The following is a 19408-nucleotide window of genomic DNA, read 5'->3' as shown; positions in this document are numbered from 1 at the left end:
CGATCTTTCCGCGGGTGCCGCCGTTGGTGACGGGTACTCACTAGTGCTTGTAGTGCTTGATGGACTGGTCCTTGGCCGCGGCGTCCGCGTAGGCCTGGATCTTCTTGATGGCCTCGGCGGGCGTCAGACGCCCGGCCATCATCTCGCCGATGCCGGCGGTGCCGATCTGCTCCTTCTGGAGCTTCACGTACCAGTCCTGCATGCGCGGGTTCACCACGTTGTCGCCGGCCTTCTTCAGCGCGTCGACACCGGCCTGCATGGCCGTGGACAGGGTCAGGCCGTCGGTGCCGCCGTTGAAGGCGCTCAGGGACTTGACCTGCTTGGTGAAGTTCTTCGAGGACTCCTCGGAGAGCATGATGCGCAGCTGCTCCATGCCGCCCTGCGGGTTCTTCGCCTTCGCCGGGACGACGAAGGGCTCGCCGCCGGACGCCCAGATGGTGCCGAAGGGCAGCTTGTCCGACGAGTCCAGGCTGGAGGGGGCCGAGACCATCATCTTGAAGTCCTTGGGCGTGGTCGGCGCCGCCTCGTTCTCCACCCACGAACCGTTCGGGATGAAGAGCGCCTTGCCCTTGGTCCACTCGGTCTGCGACTGGATGTGGGTCAGGCCCGGGGTGCCCTTGAGGATGTACCCCTTCTTGTACAGCTCGTAGTACGCCTCGAACGCCGCCTTGACCGCGGGGTCCTTCCAGGCGTTCGGCTCCAGGTTGTCGATCTTGTCGAGAACCTCCCGGCCACCGATCTTGCCGATGAACGGGTAGAGCGAGAACGGCAGGTAGTACGGGTACTTGCCCGGGTACGTCCAGCCGGCGATGCCCTTCTTCTTCGCCTTCTCACACAGGGCGAGCATGGCATCCCAGTCCTCGGGATACTCGGCGTCCAGCTTCTCCAGGTTGGTCTGCGAGTACCAGACGCCGTACACGGTGTACGCGTAGTACATGATCCAGACCGGGTCGCCGTCGAACTGACCCATCTCCAGGACACCCGGGCGCAGCGTGTCGCGGACCTTCTTGCTCGGGTCGTCGATGGACGGGGCGTCCATCAGCGGCGTCAGGTCCATCAGCTGCTTCTTGCCGACGAGGACACCCATGTCCATCTGCTCGGCACCGGAGTTGTCGATCAGGTCCGGCGGGGTGCCGCCGTTGAAGCGCGGCTGCAGCTGCGACTGGATCTTCTGCGTCGCGGAGTGCTTGACCTTGGCCTTCGGGAAGGCCGCGGTGTACTTCTTCTCGGCGTCGATCGCGTACTGCTGACCGAAGCCGCCGTCGAAGATGACCACGTCGAGCGCGGCCGTCTCGTTGACGCCCAGCGGGTTCTTCGCGCTGGTCTTGCCCTTCTCGACCTGCTTGTCGCCGCCGTCGTCGCTGCTCGCGCAGGCAGACAGGAAGCTCATCGTCGGGATGGTGATCAGACCGAGTGCGGCAGAACGCTTGATCACATCGCGACGGCCAAGGCCCTCATTCTTGTGGCCCGAGGTGGATCCCATGCTCAAGTCCTCGCCTTCTCCAGGACTCAGGCGGTGTGTACCGGTCGCCCGTCGATATCGCCTCAGGCGAAGGGCCCCGCCACCGCGGTCAGTTGCGCTTGGGTGGTGCAGATTTCTGGCTGGTCGATGCAGTGGGGGGCGCGAGGATACCGAACAGCCGGCGCACCTGTGGTGCCCCGTTGTCCCGCCCCCGTGTCTCCCCTTGCCGCACAGTTGGAAAGAAGCTGTGCAGACGCCGACAGGTATAGTCCACTTGTCGCCAACTGAGCAAGATCGAATGCAGGTTTGGACGGCAGTCTTTCCCGAGTTGAGACCTCGCGGATACCTCGGCACCGCACGGCCTCCTTCGGATGTAACGATTTCCGCATTCCGGTCGATTCGAACACGGCCTCTGATCCAACACCCTTGACACCAGCAGCCACTTCACTCCCTACTGGTTCCTGCGTCCCCCTATGACAACGTTGTCCAAGCGCACTTCCTCGGGAGGAATGGCTCGGCATGCAGCCCCGACATGGTTCTCGCAAGAGACAAAGCAGCACGGCCGCGCTGATAGCGGCCTCACTCGTCCTGCTCGTGACAGCCCCCACCGCTGCCGCGGCCACCTCGGCCGCGAAGGGCCAGAAGCCCGCCGGCGAACGGACCTTCAGCTCGTCTTTCGAGGCAGACGAAAAGCAGCCGGACTGGCGCAATACCGTTGAAGAAGGCCCCGACGGCAAGAAGCGGGCATCGGGTATCGACGGCGGCTTCTCCGCCGGAATACCGGGCAATGTGACCGACAAGGTCACAGACGTCCGCGCCAGCGACGAGAACACCGGCGGCGGCGAGGTGAAGGAAAACCTCATCGACGGCGAATCGGGTACGAAGTGGCTGTCCTTCGAGCCCACCGCCTGGGCCGAGTTCGACCTGATCGAGCCGGTCAAGGTCGTGACGTACGCGCTGACCTCCGCCGACGACCACGACGAGCGGGACCCCAAGGACTGGACCCTTCAGGGCTCCGAGGACGGCAAGACCTGGACGGACCTGGACACCCGGACCGGCCAGACCTTCAGCGAGCGCTTCCAGACCAAGTCGTACGACTTCACGGCGGACAAGGCCTACCAGCACTTCCGCCTGGACATCACGAAGAACAACGGCGCCTCAGACGCGACCCAGCTCGCCGACGTCCAGTTCTCCGACGGGGACACCTCCGCCCCCGCCCCCGACGACATGCGCAGCCAGATCGACCGCGGCCCGTCGGGCTCCCCCACCGCCAAGGCCGGCGCGGGCTTCACCGGAAAGAAGGCCCTGCGGTACGCGGGCACGCACAAGGCCGACGGCCGGGCGTACTCGTACAACAAGATCTTCGACGTCAACACGGCCGTCACCCGGGACACCGAACTTTCCTACCTGGTGTACCCCCAGATGGGCGAGACGGACCTGTCCTACCCGGCCACGCACGTCGCGGTGGACCTGGCGTTCACGGACGGCACGTACCTGAGCGATCTGCACGCCACCGACTCCAACGGCGGGCTGCTGACCCCCGGGGGCCAGGCGGACGCCAAGCGGCTGTACGTCAACCAGTGGAACAAGGTCGACGCGCGGATCGGCACGGTCGCGGCGGGCAAGACCGTCGACCGGATCCTGGTCGCCTACGACTCCCCCAAGGGTCCGGCGAAGTTCCAGGGCTGGATCGACGACCTGAAGATCGCTCCCAAGGCCCCGGAGAAGCGCAAGGCGCACCTCTCGGACTACGCGTCGACCGTCCGCGGCACCAATTCCAGCGGCGGCTTCTCGCGGGGCAACAACTTCCCCGCCACCGCGGTCCCCAACGGCTTCAACTTCTGGACGCCGGTCACCAACGCCGGATCGACCAGCTGGCTGTACGACTACGCGCGCGGCAACAACGACGACAACCTGCCCACCCTGCAGGCCTTCAGCGCCAGTCATGAGCCGAGCCCCTGGATGGGCGACCGGCAGACCTTCCAGCTGATGCCGTCGGCGGCCTCCGGCACCCCGGACGCCTCGCGCACGGCCCGCGCACTGCCGTTCAAGCACGAGAACGAGACGGCCAGGCCCCACTACTACGGGGTGACGTTCGAGAACGGCCTCAAGGCCGAGATGACGCCGACGGACCACGCGGCACGGATGCGCTTCACCTACCCCGGTGACGACGCGAGCATGGTCTTCGACAACGTCTCCAACGACGGCGGGCTCACCCTCGACCCGAAGACGAGTTCCTTCACCGGCTTCTCCGACGTGAAGAGCGGCGGCTCGACCGGCGCCACCCGGCTCTTCGTCTACGGCGTCTTCGACGCGCCCGTCACCGGCAGCGGCAAGCTCTCCGGCGGCGGCGGTGACGACGTGACCGGCTACCTGCGCTTCGACGCGGGCAAGGACCGCACCGTCAACCTGCGGCTCGCGACCTCGCTGATCAGCATCGACCAGGCGAAGCAGAACCTCGCCGCCGAGATCCCCGCCTCGCGCTCCTTCGACAGGGTCGAGGACAAGGCGCAGGACGCCTGGGACGGCCTGCTGGGCAAGATCGAGGTCGAGGGCGCGACCGCCGACCAGCTGACCACGCTCTACTCCAGCATGTACCGGCTCTACCTCTACCCGAACTCGGGCTTCGAGAAGGTCGGCGGCAAGGACCAGTACGCCTCCCCGTTCTCTCCGCAGGTCGGCTCGGACACCCCGACGCACACCGGCGCGAAGATCGTCGACGGGAAGGTGTACGTCAACAACGGCTTCTGGGACACCTACCGGACGACGTGGCCGGCGTACTCCTTCCTCACGCCGAAGAAGGCCGGTGAGATGGTCGACGGCTTCGTCCAGCAGTACAAGGACGGCGGCTGGATCTCCCGCTGGTCCTCGCCGGGCTACTCGGACCTGATGACGGGCACCTCCTCGGACGTCGCGTTCGCGGACGCGTACGTCAAGGGCGTGAAGTTCGACGCGGAGGCGGCGTACGACGCGGCCCTGAAGAACGCCACCGTGGTCCCGCCGTCCTCGGGCGTCGGCCGCAAGGGCATGGAGACGTCCCCGTTCGTCGGCTACGCGAACACCGCCACGCACGAGGGCATGTCCTGGTCGATGGAGGGCTACGTCAACGACTACGGCATCGCGCAGATGGGCCAGGCGCTCTACGAGAAGACGCACAAGCAGCGCTACAAGGACGAGTCCGAGTACTTCATGAACCGGGCCCGCAACTACGTCGAGCTGTTCGACGACAAGGCCGGCTTCTTCCAGGGCAAGGACGCCAAGGGTGACTGGCGCCTCCCGTCCGACCAGTACGACCCCCGCGTCTGGGGCTACGACTACACGGAGACCAACGGCTGGGGCTACGCCTTCACCGCTCCGCAGGACAGCAAGGGCCTCGCCAACCTGTACGGCGGCCGGGACGGTCTCGCCAAGAAGCTGGACACGTACTTCTCCACCCCCGAGACGGCGGGCCCCGAGTTCGTCGGCTCGTACGGCGGCGTCATCCACGAGATGACGGAGGCCCGTGACGTACGGATGGGCCAGTACGGCCACAGCAACCAGGTCGCGCACCACGTCACATACATGTACGACGCGGCCTCGCAGCCGTACAAGACGCAGGAGAAGGTCCGCGAGGTCCTCGGCCGCCTGTACACAGGCAGCGAGATCGGCCAGGGCTACCACGGCGACGAGGACAACGGCGAGCAGTCGGCCTGGTTCCTCTTCTCCTCCCTGGGCTTCTACCCGCTGGTGATGGGCAGTGGCGAGTACGCGATCGGCTCCCCGCTGTTCACCAAGACCACGGTGCACCTGGAGAACGGCCACGACCTGGTCGTCAAGGCGCCGAAGAACAGCGCGAAGAACATCTACGTCCAGGGCCTGAAGGTCAACGGCAAGAAGTGGACCTCCACCTCGCTGCCGCACGACCTGCTGGCCAAGGGCGGGGTGCTGGAGTTCGACATGGGCTCCGAGCCGTCCGCCTGGGGCACCGGCAAGGACGCCGCCCCGGTCTCCATCACCAAGGACGACGAGGTGCCGTCGCCGAAGAAGGACGTGCTGAAGGGCGAGGGCGCGCTCTTCGACAACACCTCGGCCACCACGGCCACCGCCGCCACGGTGGAGCTGCCGGTCCCCTCGGCGACGAACGCGGCGCAGTACACGCTGACGTCGGGCGAGGCGGCCAAGGCCCCGAGTGGCTGGACACTGCAGGGCTCGTCGGACGGCACGACGTGGAAGGACCTCGACAAGCGGTCCGGACAGTCCTTCGCCTGGGACAAGCAGACGAGGGTGTTCAGCGTGACCGCGCGCGGTGCGTACGCGCACTACCGGCTGGTGCTCGACGCCGAGGCGACGCTCGCGGAGGTGGAGCTGATCTCCTGACCTGACGGTCCATACGTCCGGTCCCGTCGGGGGCGGGCCGCCCGCACACGCGGGCGGTCCGCCCCCGACGTCGTGATGCCGAGGCCGAGGCCGATGGCGGGGTGCCGGGGTCTACGGCGGGGCGCCGGGGCGATGGCGGGGCGCCGGGGCCGACCGGGCCGAAATTGGTCTACACCAAGTTTCCCCCATTTTCGGCCCGCACCCTTGACCCGGCGCATTGGTCCAGTCCAATCTCGCGGATGTATCGCCACGTGGCATGAACACTTAAAGCGCTTCCGAGATCCGGCCCGCCGCTCGGAGACGTCGCGGCGCCGTCCCGGCAACCGCGACGTCACGCGGGGAGATCTCGGTCGCACCGGCTCCCCGCACCCACGGAGGTAGAACCATGCCCGCAAGCCCAGTCGGTTCAGGGGCCGCGAAGGTCCGCGGCCCGGCAGCACGAGCACGGCGCAACGGGGCCCTGGCCGTCGCCGCCGTACTCGTCGCCTCGGGGACGGCACTCGCCGCCGTCCCGGGTCACGCCTCCGCCGCGGACACTGCGCTGCTCACCAACGCCGGGTTCGAGGCCGGCTCGCTGGACGGGTGGACCTGCGCGACCGGCGCCGCGGTCTCCACCACCGCACACAGCGGCACGGGCGCGCTGGCCGGTGCCGCCACCGCGTCCGACACCGGGCAGTGCGGCCAGACCGTGGCCGTACGGCCGGACACCGCCTACACCCTGACCGGCTGGGTGCAGGGCTCGTACGTCTACCTCGGAGCCACCGGCACCGGTGTCGACGCGAGTACCTGGGCGCCCTCCGCACCGTCGTGGAAGCAGATCTCGACCACGTTCACGACGGGCGCGAACACGACGTCGGTGACCGTCTTCACCCACGGCTGGTACGGGCAGGGCACCTACCGCGCCGACGACCTGAGCCTGACCGGCCCCGCCGGCCCCACCACACCGCCGACCACTCCACCCACCACACCGCCTCCCACCGATCCTCCGAACGGACCCACGGGCGACGGCAAGGTCAGCACCCCCACCGGTGTCGCCTCCACCCGGGCAACCGGCAACGCCGTCGTGCTGAAGTGGAACGGATCGACGACCTCCTCGCAGACCGGCGCCGTGGCCTCGTACAAGGTGTGGTCGAAGGGCGAGCTCGTGGCCACCTCCATGGGGACCACCGTCGCCGTCAGCTCACTGCTGCCGAACCACACCTACACGTTCACCGTGCAGGGCTACCAGGGCTCCCACGCCTCCGCCCAGTCCGCGGCGGTCACCGTCACCACCGGGGCGGCACCGGCCGCGAAGCCCTACGCCTCCGCCTACTTCGACCAGTGGGGGATCTACGAGAACGCGTACTACCCGAAGCAGATCGGCACCAGCGGCGCCGCGGCCGGACTCGACGTGGTCACCTACGCGTTCGAGAACGTCCACCCCACGACACACAAGTGTTTCGAGGCGATCAAGGCATCCGACGCGGGCAACGAGGACAACCCGAACGCGGGTGACGGTGCCGGTGACGCCTACGCCGACTACCAGGCCGATGTGTCCGCCGCCGACAGCGTGGACGGCGTCGCCGATGTCTACGAGCAGCCGCTGAAGGGAAACTTCAACCAGTTGCGCGCCCTCAAGGCGACGTACCCGAACCTTCGCCTGACCGTGTCCCTGGGCGGCTGGACCTACTCCAAGTACTTCTCCGACGCCGCCGCCACCGCCGCGTCCCGCAAGGCGTACGTCTCCTCCTGCATCGACATGTTCATGAAGGGCAACCTTCCGAAGAACATCCAGGGCGACCCGTCCGGCGGCGCGGCCTCTGCCGCGGGGATCTTCGACGGCATCGACATCGACTGGGAGTACCCGGGATCGGCCGGAGGGCACACCGGCAACCACTACGCGCCCGCGGACAAGGCCAACTTCACCCTGCTGCTCAAGGAGTTCCGCACCCAGCTCGACGCGTACGGCGCCACGCTCGGCAAGAAGTTCCTGCTCACCGCGGCCCTTCCCAGCGGCCAGGACAAGATCGCCTTCCTGGAGACCGACAAGATCGGCGACTACCTGGACTACGCCGACGTGATGACCTACGACATGCACGGCGCATGGGACGCCACCGGGCCCACCAACCACCAGGACCCGCTGCACGACAGCCCCGGCGACCCGGCCACCCCGGTGGAGCCCGGCACCGCCAAGTACAACCTCGACACAGCCGTCACCGCCTACACCGACGGGCTCCCGGAGTACGGCATCACGGGAGGCTTCCCCGCGTCCAAGCTGGTGCTCGGTGTGCCCTTCTACTGGCGCGGCTGGACCGGCGTACCGGCCGGCCCCGACCACGGGCTCTACCAGAGCGCCACCGGCCCGACCGCCGCGAAACCACTGAGCCAGGAATCGGGGCTCGCGGCCTGGAAGGAACTCCACCCCACCGAGGCCCAGACCCACTGGGACCCGGTCACCGAGAGCTCCTGGATCTACGACGGGACCAACTTCTGGACCGGTGACACGCCGCGGGCCATCCAGGCACGCGCCGCGTACGCCAAGAGCAAGGGGCTGGCCGGGATGTTCGCCTTCTCCCTGGAGAACGACGACGCGTCGGGCACGCTGCTCAACGCGATGACCGACAGCCTCGGCTGAGGTCCGCCCGCCCCGCGGCCGCGGTCCGCCCGGAGCTCCCGGGCGGACCGCGGCCGCTGCGCCGCCCGGACCGCGCCGCACACCCGGCCCGCCCGGGACGCCGCCCCCGCCTGTCCCGCTTTCCGCGCGTCACCCGTGGGGGTGGGCCGGGGCCGATCGGAGGCGCGGCAGGCCGGACCACCGCTACATTCCGCTCATGCCTCAGCCGAAGGATCTGGGCCCGTACACCAATCCCCGTGCCTTCTACGGCGCCGAGTTGCGGCGGCTGCGCGAGGCGGCCGGGATGTCCCAGAGCGAGTTGGGCTCCCGGGCGTTCTGCTCCGGAACGTACATCGGGCTGTTCGAGGCGGGGGACCGGCGGCCGCAGCTCGAACTGTCGCGCACGCTCGATGAGTTGCTGGGGAGCGGCGAGCATCTCCAGCGGCTGTGCCTTCTGGCGCGGACGTCGAAGGTGGCGGGGTACTTCGCGGACGCGGTCGAACTCCAGGCGCGGGCCTCGTCCATCGACAGCTACACGGCCATGCTCGTGCCCGGCCTGTTGCAGACCGGCTCCTATGCGCGGGCTCTCACCCGGGCCGCACATCCCTTCGCCAGCGCAGAGGTGGTCGAAGGCCATGTCACGACGCGCATGGAGCGCGCCCAACTCCTCGACTCGCCCGCCGCGCCGGTGCTGTGGGTCATGATTCACGAGGCTGCTCCGCTCGTGCCCGTAGGTGGGCGTGCTGTCATGGCCCAGCAGCTCAATCACCTCGCCGCCCAGACGGATTCCCGCCCTCGTGTCGTCACTCAGGTGCTCCCGTTCTCGGCCGGGGCGCATCCCTTCCTGCACGCGTCCATGCTGCTGATGCAGTTCACCGACGCACCTGCCGTGGTGTACACGGAGAGCGCCTACAGCGGCCAACTCGTGGAAGAACCCCTGCTGGTGGAGCAGTACAGCGCCGCATACGATCTGGCCAGGGCTGCCGCGCTGTCGCCGGAGGCGTCCTTGGTCCGGATCGTCTCGGCGGCGAAGGAGTTCGCGACGCCATGAGCACCACACCTGACCTGAGCACCGCCGTCTGGCGCACGTCGTCGTACAGCAACGGCGACGGGGGCGACTGCGTCGAGATCGCCGACAACGTCCCCGGCATCGTCCCCGTACGCGACAGCAAGGCCGGCCCCGAGGGGCCGGCGATCACCTTCGCGAGGGCAGGGTGGGCCCCCTTCGTCGCAGCCATCGGTGACGGCTCGCTCTGACGGGAACTTCGCCATGTCCCTCGCGCGTCATGAAGTCCGTGACAGACACGGACGACACGGACGACATCGACGACATCGACGACATGTTCCTCGATGAACTCAGCGAGATCTGGGACGACATACGCGAGAACTACGACAGCTCCAACAACAGCGCCTACGACCGGACGGTGCTCGACTGCGCCGCCGATCTCGCCTCCGACCCCGGTGGCGAGTCGGCCTACGTCTGGGCGATCGGGCTGGCGGTGATGGCCCCCTATCTCACCTGGCTGCCCGGAGCAGGCGTCGCAGATCAGGCCGCGGTGGCGCTGGAAACCGCTGACAGGGCCCTGCGTGACCGTGAGTGCCCCCACGACTCGCATCCGTACCGGAGCCACGGCGACGAGGACGACGCCTACCTCGCCGAGCTGCTGCCCGCGCTCGCCGACGAATCGGCCGACTGGGACGAGGACCGGCCCCGGAGCGAGTGGCGTTGCCCGCGCAACGCGGCCGGATTCACGCGGATCGCTCTGGACATCATCCGCCCCGGATCGGTCACGGATGTGCCGCCCCGTCTGCCGCTGGAGGCCAAGGACAGCATCAGTACGCTGTCGGCGCTGCTGCACGGGTACCCGAAGCCGTGGACCGACATCAACGACGAGATCAGCGGCCATGGGGCGGAGCTCTCCCAGGCGGACCCGGCGGACCGCGCGGGGCGTCTACAGGTGGTCAGGGCGGTGACCTGGTACGCGGTTTCCGGCATGGTACGCAAGAAGTCCGTGCTCGACGGCCTGGCCGAAGCAGTGGAGAAGGTACTGCCCCACTTCGCCGGCAGTGACTGCGCCCACGACGGGCACCCGGCACTGCCGGACAGCGGGCCGAACGCGGCGGAACTCGGCATCCGGCTGAGCAGTGCCGGCGGCCGGGCGATCTACGAACGGGGCCGCATCGCCTCCGGCGGGGACGCCCCGCTCGACGAAGTGGTGTGCCCGGTCCTCATGGCGGAGATCGCGGACCAGACCCTGGCGCAGCTGCGCGAGCGGCGCGACGAGCTCTTCGGGGAGCGCGACACCTCGCACGCCGACGCCGAGTACCTGCGCGCTGACGGTCGGCTCGACATCGAGAAGCTCGTGGAACGGACGGACTTCAAGAGCTGGAACGAGAAGCACGCCGACGATCTGGGTCTGTGGGCGGCCCGACGGCACGAGCGGTCCGACGACCGGGATCGCGCCGTGCTGCTGCTCGTCGCCCACCAGGCGATGAACATCTCCTACCCGAGCCCTCCGCTCTCCGTCGTCCGGGGGGTCCTGGCCACCATGCGCGCCGTCGCCGCGGCTCCCCTGCCCGCCGCGTGCCCGCACGAGGACGCACACCCGGAGCTGAAGCGCGGGGGGTTCCGCGCCGGTATGGCGCACTTCTGGGCCCCGGAGGAGTTCCCGCCGGGCGAGGAGCCCCGCAGCGTGGAGTCCTGGACCTGCCCGCGGTTCGCGGCCGAGGTCGCCGGGAAGTGCATCGGCGACCTGGAGGGCCTGTACGAGGAGGACGAGCTCGCCGACGCGGGCTGAGGGCCCCTTCAGAGCTGCGGGGTGTCCGGGACGGCCCTGGGGAACAGGCTCTCCGGAAGGGTCACGTTCCACGCCGTGATGACCGGCTGGCCGTGCTCCCTGCCGAGCCGGGACACGGCACCGGTCGCGAGCTGGAAGAGCGTGCCCTCGGCCGGGGTGAGGCCGAGGTAGCGGGCGGTCAGGACGCGCAGGAAGTGGGAGTGCGCGACGAGGGCGATGTCCTCGTCGCCGGCCCGCCCGGCGGCTTCCGCGACCTCGGCCAGGATCCGGTCGGCCCGTTCGCCCACCGCTTCGGGGGTCTCGCCCGGGTGGGCGTCCGGGCCGGCCGTGACGCCGTCGGTCCAGAGGTTCCAGCCGGGGCGGGTCCGGTGGATCTCCTGCGTGGTGATGCCCTCGTAGCCGCCGTAGTCCCACTCGCGCAGCTCCGGGGTGATGCGGGGCGCGGCCAGTCCGGCGAGTTCGGCGGTGCGCCGGGCGCGTACGGAGGGGCTGACCAGGGTGAGCGCGATGTGCCGGTCGGCGAGCAGGGGCGCGAGGGCGCGGGCCTGGCGTTCGCCCAGGGGCGTCAGGGGCAGGTCGGTGTGGCTCGTGTGCTGTCCGTTGCGGGACCACTCGGTCTCGCCGTGCCGGATCAGGATCAACTCGCCCATGTGAAGGCCATCCGCTCTCAGTGCTGTTACCGCTCACGTGCTGTCGTTGGTGCGAACCCCCTGGTCCACGATCGCATTCCTTGCCGTGGCGGGGCGGGCGGGCGCGCCCGGGAGTGACCGGATGCGGCTACGCGCGCCGCCGCTGAGACCGGCCAGGATCTCCCCGATGACGTGCCGGGCGGTGCCGGCCATGAACGCGTTGGTCTCCCGGTAGTACTGGAGCTCCATCAGTGCGATCGACAGCGCCCAGCCGATGCCGCGCGCCCAGGCCGCGTCGTCCGCCTCCATGGCGTTGCGGAAGGTGTGGCGCGCCCCGGCGGGCAGTACGTACCAGGCGACGATCAGGTCGACGGCCACGTCGCCCAGGCCGAGGCAGCCGAAGTCGATGACGGCGGTGAGCCGGCCGTCGGCCGTCAGCATGTTGCCCGGTTGCAGGTCCGCGTGGATCCAGACCGGCGGGCCGGTCGGGGCGGGCGCCCGCAGGGTCGCCTCCCAGACCCGGGCCGCTGCCCCGGTGTCGATCTCGGCGCTCAGGTCCGCGAGTGCCGCGCGGACCGCGGAGTCCCGGGCCGCGAGGCTTTCGCCGCGGTAGGACGGCGGCCCGTCGGTGGGGTCGACGCGGTGGAGCGCGGTGATGAAGCGGGCCAGGTCCCGGGCGAGCGGGGCGGCTTCGGCGGGGTCGCCGACGACCGGGCAGCTGCCGTCGATCCACGCGTAGACGGACCAGGGCCACGGATAGCCCTCGCCGGGAACGCCCGCGCCCAGCGGAACGGGGATCGCGACCGGGAGCGAGGGCGCGAGGCGCGGCAGCCAGTGGTGCTCCTTGGCGGTGTCGTCGGCCGAGCCCGCGGTACGGGGAAGCCGCACGACCAGGTCCGCACCGAGCCGGTACATCGCGTTGGCGGTACCGGCGGCGCCGACGCGCTCGACGGGGAGGCCGGACCAGCGCGGGAACTGCGCGCTTATCAGCCGGCGGACCAGGGCGTGGTCCGTCTCGGGCTCGTCGGGGTGCATCCTGCCTGCGCTCATCCGCTGCCGTCCTGGAGAGGGTGGTCCTGCCTGTCGGCCCGACATCCGACCTCAGCCGGGACGCACCCGTCAACCGTGTTCCCGCAGGTCCTACACCTCCAGGTTGGCGAAGAGACCGATGAGTGCGCCGACGATGTAGCTCACGACGTCGGCGGTCGGCGCTACCCACGCCACGTCCGGCCCGCAGACGTCCTGGACGGGCTTGGTGCCCGTCGGGGAGCAGATGTTGGCCAGCGGGCCGAGACCCGAGCTGATGGCGGACAGAATGCGGTCGGCGGTCCAGTCGCCGCCCTCCACGCAGTCGCCGACGATGTTCACGACAAGATCGATCAGGCCGAGCAGCATGTTGAACATCGACAGGGCGAACAGCTTCAGCGCCTCGGAATCCGACGGCGCCATGCCACCGAGATAGTTGTTCAGATAGAACATCTTGAACAGCTGCCAGCCGATCGTGGAGAGGGTGGCGAAGAGGGCTCCGACGGACCAGTCGGCGATCGGCCAGGCGCTGAGGGCGGTCACGGGAAGCGGGACGGTCAGCGCGACCGACAGCACGTTGAGGCCCATCCCGAACGCGGTGACCAGACCACCGAAGTCCTGCCAGCCGCCCGACCACGAGTCACCGGCCGCCGAGCACACATCCATGTACATGAGGCAGAAGCCCTCGACGACACTGCACAACGCCCCGCTGACGTAGTAGATCGACTCCCACGGACCGGTGACGTCGGGACCGCCGTCGCCGGAGCGGTGCGGCGAGGCGGAGACCGGGGGCCAGGTCAGGCTCGCGGACTGCCCTTCGATGATGGTGCCGATGACGTGCACGGGCACGGCCGCGAGCAGCGTGAGCCCTTCTCCGACGGTGATGCTCCCGACGAGCGGGTCACCGGCGAGCAGGGCGAAGAAGTTCCAGCCGAGCAGGAGCGGGAGCGCCAGCGGTCCGGTGAGTTCCGTCGTCGCGAGGAACTCCTTGATGTCCTCGACGCAGTCCAGGATCAGCCCGAGGATGTCGACGACCACGACATCGAGCAGGGCGAGGAAGGCCTCGATCAGTTCCTCGGCGAGCGTCGCGAGGAGGCATCCGATGCTGACGTTCTGCCACTGGCTCGGGTCGGCGGGGTCGATTTGGGTCTTGATCCATGCGACGACCTGCTCCAGGGCTTTCCCGAAGGTCTGGAACAGGTCCTGCGCCGCGTCCGATGCGAACAGTTCCTTGCAGAACTGCCAGAACGGGTCGGGGTCGTCGCCCGCGCCTTCCTTGCCGGACTCGGCGAGCCTGCGGCCGAGATCCTCGATGAGCTCGCTGAAGGTACGTGGGGTGGGGCCGGGGAGCGCTCGGGTCCGGCCGGCGTCCCGCGTGCTGCCGTTGCCGCCGGCCGCCGGGGGGACCGCGCCGAAGGTCTGCTGGGTCAGGTAGTGGACGTGCGGGCTCGCCGCCAGGTCGGACGGCGAGACCGCTGTGCCGCTGGTGCTCGTCCTCGCGATCGGGTTGGTGTTGCCCGTGACGCCACTCGGCACGGCGTACTGCTGATACGTGGGAGTGGTGCCGAGCGTCTGGTCGGAGCCGATCCCCGTGGCGGCGGATCCGAACCAGGTCTGGATGTCGCCCGTGAGATCGGAGAAGAACGTGCCGCTCGGACCGAGGTTCTGCTGGGCGTTGGTCAGGGCCGCGGCCACGGCGTCGATCGTGTCGTTCAGCGCGGCGGCCAGGGCCTTCTGGCAGGCGAAGACGGCCTTGCCGTCGAACAGGGCCTTGAGGAAGTCGATGACGTCCTTGATGTACGCCTCGATGGCCGAGAAGACGGCCATGACGACGTTGACCGCGTCCTCGATGCCCTTGATGATGATGCTGCCGATGTTGACGATCGCGTCACCGATCTTGACCGCGAGCTGCACGATCCCGTCGACGAGGTTCGCGCCGAGGTGGTACACCTCCATCGCGGCCGACTTGATGCCCTGCCAGATGCTGTCCGCGATGCTCTCGATGTCACCCCACAGGCTCTCGCCGATGACGGTGTTGTGGTGGGCCAGTTCACGCCGGTAGGCGTCGGGGTCGTGGAACTCCTGGTAGCGGGGCCGGCCCGTGACGAGGTCGCGGTTGATGATGAATCCCGCCAGGGCGCCGTCCCCGCCGTCCGCGGATGCCCGGCCCTGGTTCGGCCGGCCGGTTCCCTTGGCCATGAGGCTCTGAACGGCGGTGTGCGCCTGGTCCGCGGTCATGACCGGGTCGTCGCCCTGCACTCCGGGGAAGAGGCTGCCGGCTCGTTGGGGGTCGGGGTTCTGCGCGCCCGCGATCGTGCCGGGGGTGAAGGTCGTGTTGGCGCCGCCCATGTACGGGAGCGAGCCGGTGGTGCCGAGGCATCCGTTGCTGACGCCGTCGGAACTGCCCGCGAGGTAGGCCTGCACCGGGGCGGCCGGGGCCACGGCCCGCGTCTCGAACGCGGGATCGTCGTCGGGGTCGGCGTCGGCACCGGACTGGCCCGGCACGTCGGTGAAGGTGAGGGTGGCCGGGGCGAAGTCGCTCGCGACGAGGGCGACGGTGGCGGTGCCGGCCGCTGTCGTGGTGACGGTGGCGGACTGGCCGTCGCCCGGCCCGATCACCCGGACGGTGCCGTTGAGGACCGCGCCGGTCACCGTGGAGGCGGTGACCTCGATCTGCCGGTTGCCCACCGGCAGGCCGTTGGCGTCGGTGAGGGTGAACTGGGTGCGGTACGTCGCCAGTTCGCACGTGTTGATCTGGGCCAGCGCCGGGGTCTGGCTCATCCAGCCGCCCGGACCGGCGTCGGTGGCCGGGTTGAGCTGGCGCAGCCTCAGTTCGCCGGCGGCGTTGGCGGTGAACAGGGTGGGCGGGTCGCCCGGGAAGAGCGACGGATACAGGGCGGAGCAGCCCTCGTTGACCCCGCCGCTCTCGGTGGAACTGCTGGTGATCGCGACGCTGGGCGCCCACTGGATCGTGTACTTGTCGGGCGCGGAGCTGCTGGTGAAGTAGCCCGTCTGTGTCAGGAAGAACAGGTTCTCGTCCGAGTCGGTGAAGAATACCGAGGTCATGCCCGCGCTGTCGGTAACGGCCTGGGCCGCGGTGATCGTGCCGCTCGTGTTCACGGGCAGCACGATGCTGCCGTACTCGGCGTCGTAGAGGAACGGCACACCGTTGGCGTCGACGTACAGCGGCCGGGAGCCGTATTCGGCCCCTTCCCAGCAGACGCCGGCGAACCATTGGGCCGCCGTGACCGGCGGAGGTGAGATCGGCGTGCCGTTACTGGAGTACGGGTCCTGGTAGATCAGGTCCGGGCTGTTCCGCCGCTGGAACGAGGCCAGCGACATGCCGGCGGGCGACGACCCGTTGGCGAAGACCATGATCCAGTTGCCGAACTCCCCGGGGGTCGGAAGCAGCGTCCAATCGGAGAAGGGAGCGTCCCAGCCGGGCCCGTCCCAGATCACGCTGGCGCCGTTCCAGCTGTCTCCGTCAAAGCTCAGCATCCCGTAAACCAGGTAGTAGTCGCGGCTCACGGTGTAGACGATCGGGAACGGGCCTGCGCCGGTGGTCGGGACAGGGCCGTTGTCCGGTCCCTGGACGGCCGGATCGTAGTAGGCCACCTTGAGCGTCGCCGCCGGCTCCGGGAACGGGAACTCGAGTGTCTCCGAGGAGACGTCGCCGTCTCCGTCGAGCCAGCCGTGCCAGATGGCACCGGACGCCTCGCCGCGGTCCTGCAGGGTGCAGAAGAAGTGGGGGAGCCCGCCGGCCATGCACGCCACGACCGAGACCGGCGTGCAGCCGTCCGGGATGCCGGAGATCGGCGTCAGGGTCCAGCCGTGCACCGCGGAGGGGTCCTGGGCGAGGTGGTTCAGCGCGTAGCTGCCGTTGTTCGATGTCCCGTCCGAAGCGGTGTCCGTGATGACGAAGGCCTCGGCCAGCCCGTTCTTGAAGGGGTTGCAGAACGTGCCGACCCAGGGGGCCGCGCTCTGCGGAAGGTCCTGGTCGAGGCTGACCATGACGCTGTTGGTGTTGACGGCGTCCTGGATCAGGACGCTGCTGACCTGCGCGCTGAACGGCATCGTGGGACAGGGCGTGCTCACGGGCGGTCTCCGGAAGTTGGCGGCGGCTTCGGGGGCGGAGCGGCGGTCTGCGCGCTTCAGCTGGACGGGGGGACGATCCAGAGGTCGTTGCCTTGGTCGTCGACGACGCAGAGCGTGCCGGGAGACTTGTCCACGATGAGCTGGGAGCCGTTCACCCCCGCCTTCCAGATGGCTGCGCCTTGACCGTCGAGCACGTGCAGATCGCCGTCGGCGGTGAACACGGCACCCGATCCGGGCTGTGACCAGTAGTCCGTTCCGGCCTGGTTCCACAACAGCAACTCATCTTGCTGCATGAGCAGTTGGGAGCCATCACATCCGGTCATGCCGGTACCGGGGGTGAACCACCAGCCGGGAGGGCAGCCGGTGGTGCCGTCACTGCCGGAAGGCGGTGGGCCGGCCCGGAAGACGAGAGCGCCCGTGGACGTGATCTCCAGGCAGGGCTCGGGGCCGCTGGAGAGGGTGAGGGTGTCGCCACTGCCGCCCCCGCAGTCGGCGGAGCTCCACACCACGTTCACCCCGGTGCTGTCGTAGACCTCCAGCACGCCCGCCTCGGTGAAGGCGGCGGAGTGCCCGGGGGCGTCGCCGTCGCCCCCGTCCGTGCCGGTGTTCCAGACCGGCTGACTGGACCCGTCGAGCAGGACCAGATTCCCGTCGAGCCGCATGACCAGCACCACTCCGTCCGCGGCGATCTGGGCGCCGGGGGCGATCGGGGTGCCGGGCGAACACGGGGCCTGCGTACGGTTCGAGTACCAGAACGGGTAGCCGTCGCCATCGACGATCTGCACGCTGGGCGGAGCATCGACGATCCTGAGGCTCGCCGTACCCGAGGTGGTGCCGGTACCCGATGCCCAGGTGGTGTCGCCGGACACGTCGACGACGGTCAGGTCGCCACTCCGGGTCAGCGTGGCACCGCCGACGCCGTCGAGGGGCACGGACCACACCGGGCTGTCGCCGGCGGTGAGCAGCAGTCCGGTCGACTGGACGGTCAGCCTGGTGTTCAGGGGCGTGGCGACGCTCGAACCCATGGGCAGCGCCGTGCCGGCCGGGATGGGACTGACCAGCTCGACGGGTGGCAGCGGGCCATTCTGCCGCACCTGGAAGCCGGCCCACTGGCCGGTGCTGCCGGGCAGTGTGGTGCTGTAGCTGCCGGGTTGGCCCGAGGGTTCGTAAAGCCAGAGGCTCTGGTCGTCGCCGACGACGAACAGGGCGGGGGCGTCGCCCGGCACCTGGTCCGGGCCGAGCTGCACGGGGTCCGTTCCGGATCCACCGGCGTAGATCTGCGAGGCCGGGCCCATCATCGGCGTCTGGGCGTTGAAGCAGGTGCCGATCTGCGGGATGGCGTAGACGCTGCCGTCGGAGCCGATCACGTACACGGTCGTGTTGAGGCCGGCCACGGACTGCCCCGCGACGGCCAGCCGGCACCCCAGATTCGGCACCGGCAAGGCCATCGCCCCGGTGAACCCGGCCGGCCAGACCATCAGGTTCCGCTCGCCGTCCGGCTGCTCGTCCAGGTAGACGCAGGCAGGGCTGAGGGGCTGCCCCTCGGAGTACGCCTGGGTCAGCGCCACGAGCCCTCCCGGGAAGACGCCGCCGGCCACACCCGCCCTGCCGCTGAGCCCGGGAGACCCGAGGGTGTGCCACGGCGTCAGGAAGCTGGCCTCCCCCGAGCCGGACAGCTGTGTGACGCCGGGCGAGCCGCTCCAGTTGAAGACCACGTTGAAGTGCGGAAGGCCGCCCGTCGTTGTCGCCGCCTCGGTCGGCGTCAGCACCGTTCCGTTGTACTCGGGCGCGAAGTCCGTTTCGTAGAAGAGCTGGTACGGGGTCCACGCCTCGCCGTCGAACGCGGTGACGATCAGGGAGGAGGAGTCCTGTGCGCCGTACAGGACCGGGCGCGGCGGGTCGTCTCCGACCGGCGGGGAGTAGGCGACCTTCAGACCGTTGACGATCGGCACCCGCCCCACCGGGTACCGCGGCGAGTCGCTCCAGCCTCCCCCGGTCAGCTCCAGCTGTCCGAGCGACCCGGAGTCATCGGTCCAGAACACGTTGACCGTGGCCGGGTCCCCGGAGCACCCGGTGACGGCGACGATCCCCCCTGCCTGTCCGTCACCGCCGCCGAGGGTGTACGGCCCGCCCGGCAGGTCGGCCACTCCCCAGCAGACGCCGCCGTTCGAGGTCAGGTACCGCAGCACCCCGGATGCGTCCACGAACACCGCTTCGGCCGCCCCCGATCCCGCAGGAGCGCCGCAGGGCACCGTGGACGGGTTCCGGAACGCCGCCACCGGTGAGAACCCGCCCCCTTGCGAAGGAGACCCGACCATGACCGGCGAAGCCGTCAGCGCACTTTTCACAGGGCTTGTCTGACACAACGTCACCACGGCCCGTCCGAGCGACGCGCCCGGGACGGTCATTGCAACGTGACGCTACGTCAGTTCCGCTCGACTGGCCTCGC

The 19408-nt window shown here is 69.3% G+C and carries 10 protein-coding genes; 5 read left to right on the top strand and 5 right to left on the bottom strand.

What is annotated here, in order from left to right; genetic code table 11:
- Positions 1–40 precede the first annotated feature (40 nt).
- On the bottom strand, positions 41–1483 hold the full coding sequence (gene ngcE / locus ACGFZA_RS06845; protein ID WP_385286980.1) for an N-acetylglucosamine/diacetylchitobiose ABC transporter substrate-binding protein: 1443 nt from the start codon (positions 1481–1483) through the stop codon (positions 41–43).
- A gap of 498 nt (positions 1484–1981) precedes the next feature.
- Between ngcE and ACGFZA_RS06840 the strand changes: the two genes are divergently transcribed.
- From ACGFZA_RS06840 to ACGFZA_RS06820, 5 genes are all read left to right on the top strand, one after another.
- Positions 1982–5818, top strand: a complete 3837-nt coding sequence (locus tag ACGFZA_RS06840; RefSeq protein WP_393677733.1) for a GH92 family glycosyl hydrolase — start codon at positions 1982–1984, stop codon at positions 5816–5818.
- 385 nt (positions 5819–6203) lie between these two features.
- Positions 6204–8432 carry a glycosyl hydrolase family 18 protein gene (locus ACGFZA_RS06835; RefSeq protein WP_393677731.1) on the top strand — a complete coding sequence of 743 codons (2229 nt, stop codon included), beginning with the start codon at positions 6204–6206 and terminating at the stop codon, positions 8430–8432.
- Positions 8433–8628: 196 nt separating this feature from the next.
- Positions 8629–9462 carry a Scr1 family TA system antitoxin-like transcriptional regulator gene (locus ACGFZA_RS06830; RefSeq protein ID WP_393677729.1) on the top strand — a complete coding sequence of 278 codons (834 nt, stop codon included), beginning with the start codon at positions 8629–8631 and terminating at the stop codon, positions 9460–9462.
- Entirely contained in the window at positions 9459–9668 is a 210-nt protein-coding gene (locus tag ACGFZA_RS06825; protein ID WP_393677727.1) for a DUF397 domain-containing protein, read from the top strand. The genes ACGFZA_RS06830 and ACGFZA_RS06825 overlap by 4 nt, the downstream gene beginning before the upstream one ends.
- A gap of 29 nt (positions 9669–9697) precedes the next feature.
- Entirely contained in the window at positions 9698–11209 is a 1512-nt protein-coding gene (locus tag ACGFZA_RS06820; RefSeq protein WP_393677725.1) for a hypothetical protein, read from the top strand.
- Between the two features lie 8 nt (positions 11210–11217).
- Here the strand turns inward: ACGFZA_RS06820 and ACGFZA_RS06815 are convergent, their stop codons facing one another.
- From ACGFZA_RS06815 to ACGFZA_RS06800, 4 genes are all read right to left on the bottom strand, one after another.
- Positions 11218–11859 carry a histidine phosphatase family protein gene (locus ACGFZA_RS06815; protein ID WP_393677723.1) on the bottom strand — a complete coding sequence of 214 codons (642 nt, stop codon included), beginning with the start codon at positions 11857–11859 and terminating at the stop codon, positions 11218–11220.
- A gap of 33 nt (positions 11860–11892) precedes the next feature.
- Complete coding sequence (locus ACGFZA_RS06810) at positions 11893–12888, bottom strand: aminoglycoside phosphotransferase family protein (protein WP_393677720.1); 996 nt, start codon at positions 12886–12888, stop codon at positions 11893–11895.
- A gap of 90 nt (positions 12889–12978) precedes the next feature.
- A complete protein-coding gene (locus tag ACGFZA_RS06805) occupies positions 12979–16959 on the bottom strand; it encodes a hypothetical protein (RefSeq protein ID WP_393677718.1) in 3981 nt (1326 codons plus the stop codon).
- A gap of 56 nt (positions 16960–17015) precedes the next feature.
- Positions 17016–19163, bottom strand: a complete 2148-nt coding sequence (locus ACGFZA_RS06800; RefSeq protein WP_393677716.1) for a hypothetical protein — start codon at positions 19161–19163, stop codon at positions 17016–17018.
- Positions 19164–19408 lie beyond the last annotated feature (245 nt).

The sequence above is a fragment of the Streptomyces sp. NPDC048211 genome (genome assembly GCF_043202315.1).
Lineage (GTDB): Bacteria > Actinomycetota > Actinomycetes > Streptomycetales > Streptomycetaceae > Streptomyces.
This window is presented reverse-complemented; position numbering and strand designations above follow the sequence as displayed.

What these genes read in the sequence shown, in the direction of transcription:
- ngcE (WP_385286980.1), bottom strand. Translation starts at nt 1,483, where the DNA reads ATGGGATCCACCTCGGGCCACAAGAATGAGGGCCTTGGCCGTCGCGAT.
- ACGFZA_RS06840 (WP_393677733.1), top strand. Translation starts at nt 1,982, where the DNA reads ATGCAGCCCCGACATGGTTCTCGCAAGAGACAAAGCAGCACGGCCGCG.
- ACGFZA_RS06835 (WP_393677731.1), top strand. Translation starts at nt 6,204, where the DNA reads ATGCCCGCAAGCCCAGTCGGTTCAGGGGCCGCGAAGGTCCGCGGCCCG.
- ACGFZA_RS06830 (WP_393677729.1), top strand. Translation starts at nt 8,629, where the DNA reads ATGCCTCAGCCGAAGGATCTGGGCCCGTACACCAATCCCCGTGCCTTC.
- ACGFZA_RS06825 (WP_393677727.1), top strand. Translation starts at nt 9,459, where the DNA reads ATGAGCACCACACCTGACCTGAGCACCGCCGTCTGGCGCACGTCGTCG.
- ACGFZA_RS06820 (WP_393677725.1), top strand. Translation starts at nt 9,698, where the DNA reads ATGAAGTCCGTGACAGACACGGACGACACGGACGACATCGACGACATC.
- ACGFZA_RS06815 (WP_393677723.1), bottom strand. Translation starts at nt 11,859, where the DNA reads ATGGGCGAGTTGATCCTGATCCGGCACGGCGAGACCGAGTGGTCCCGC.
- ACGFZA_RS06810 (WP_393677720.1), bottom strand. Translation starts at nt 12,888, where the DNA reads ATGAGCGCAGGCAGGATGCACCCCGACGAGCCCGAGACGGACCACGCC.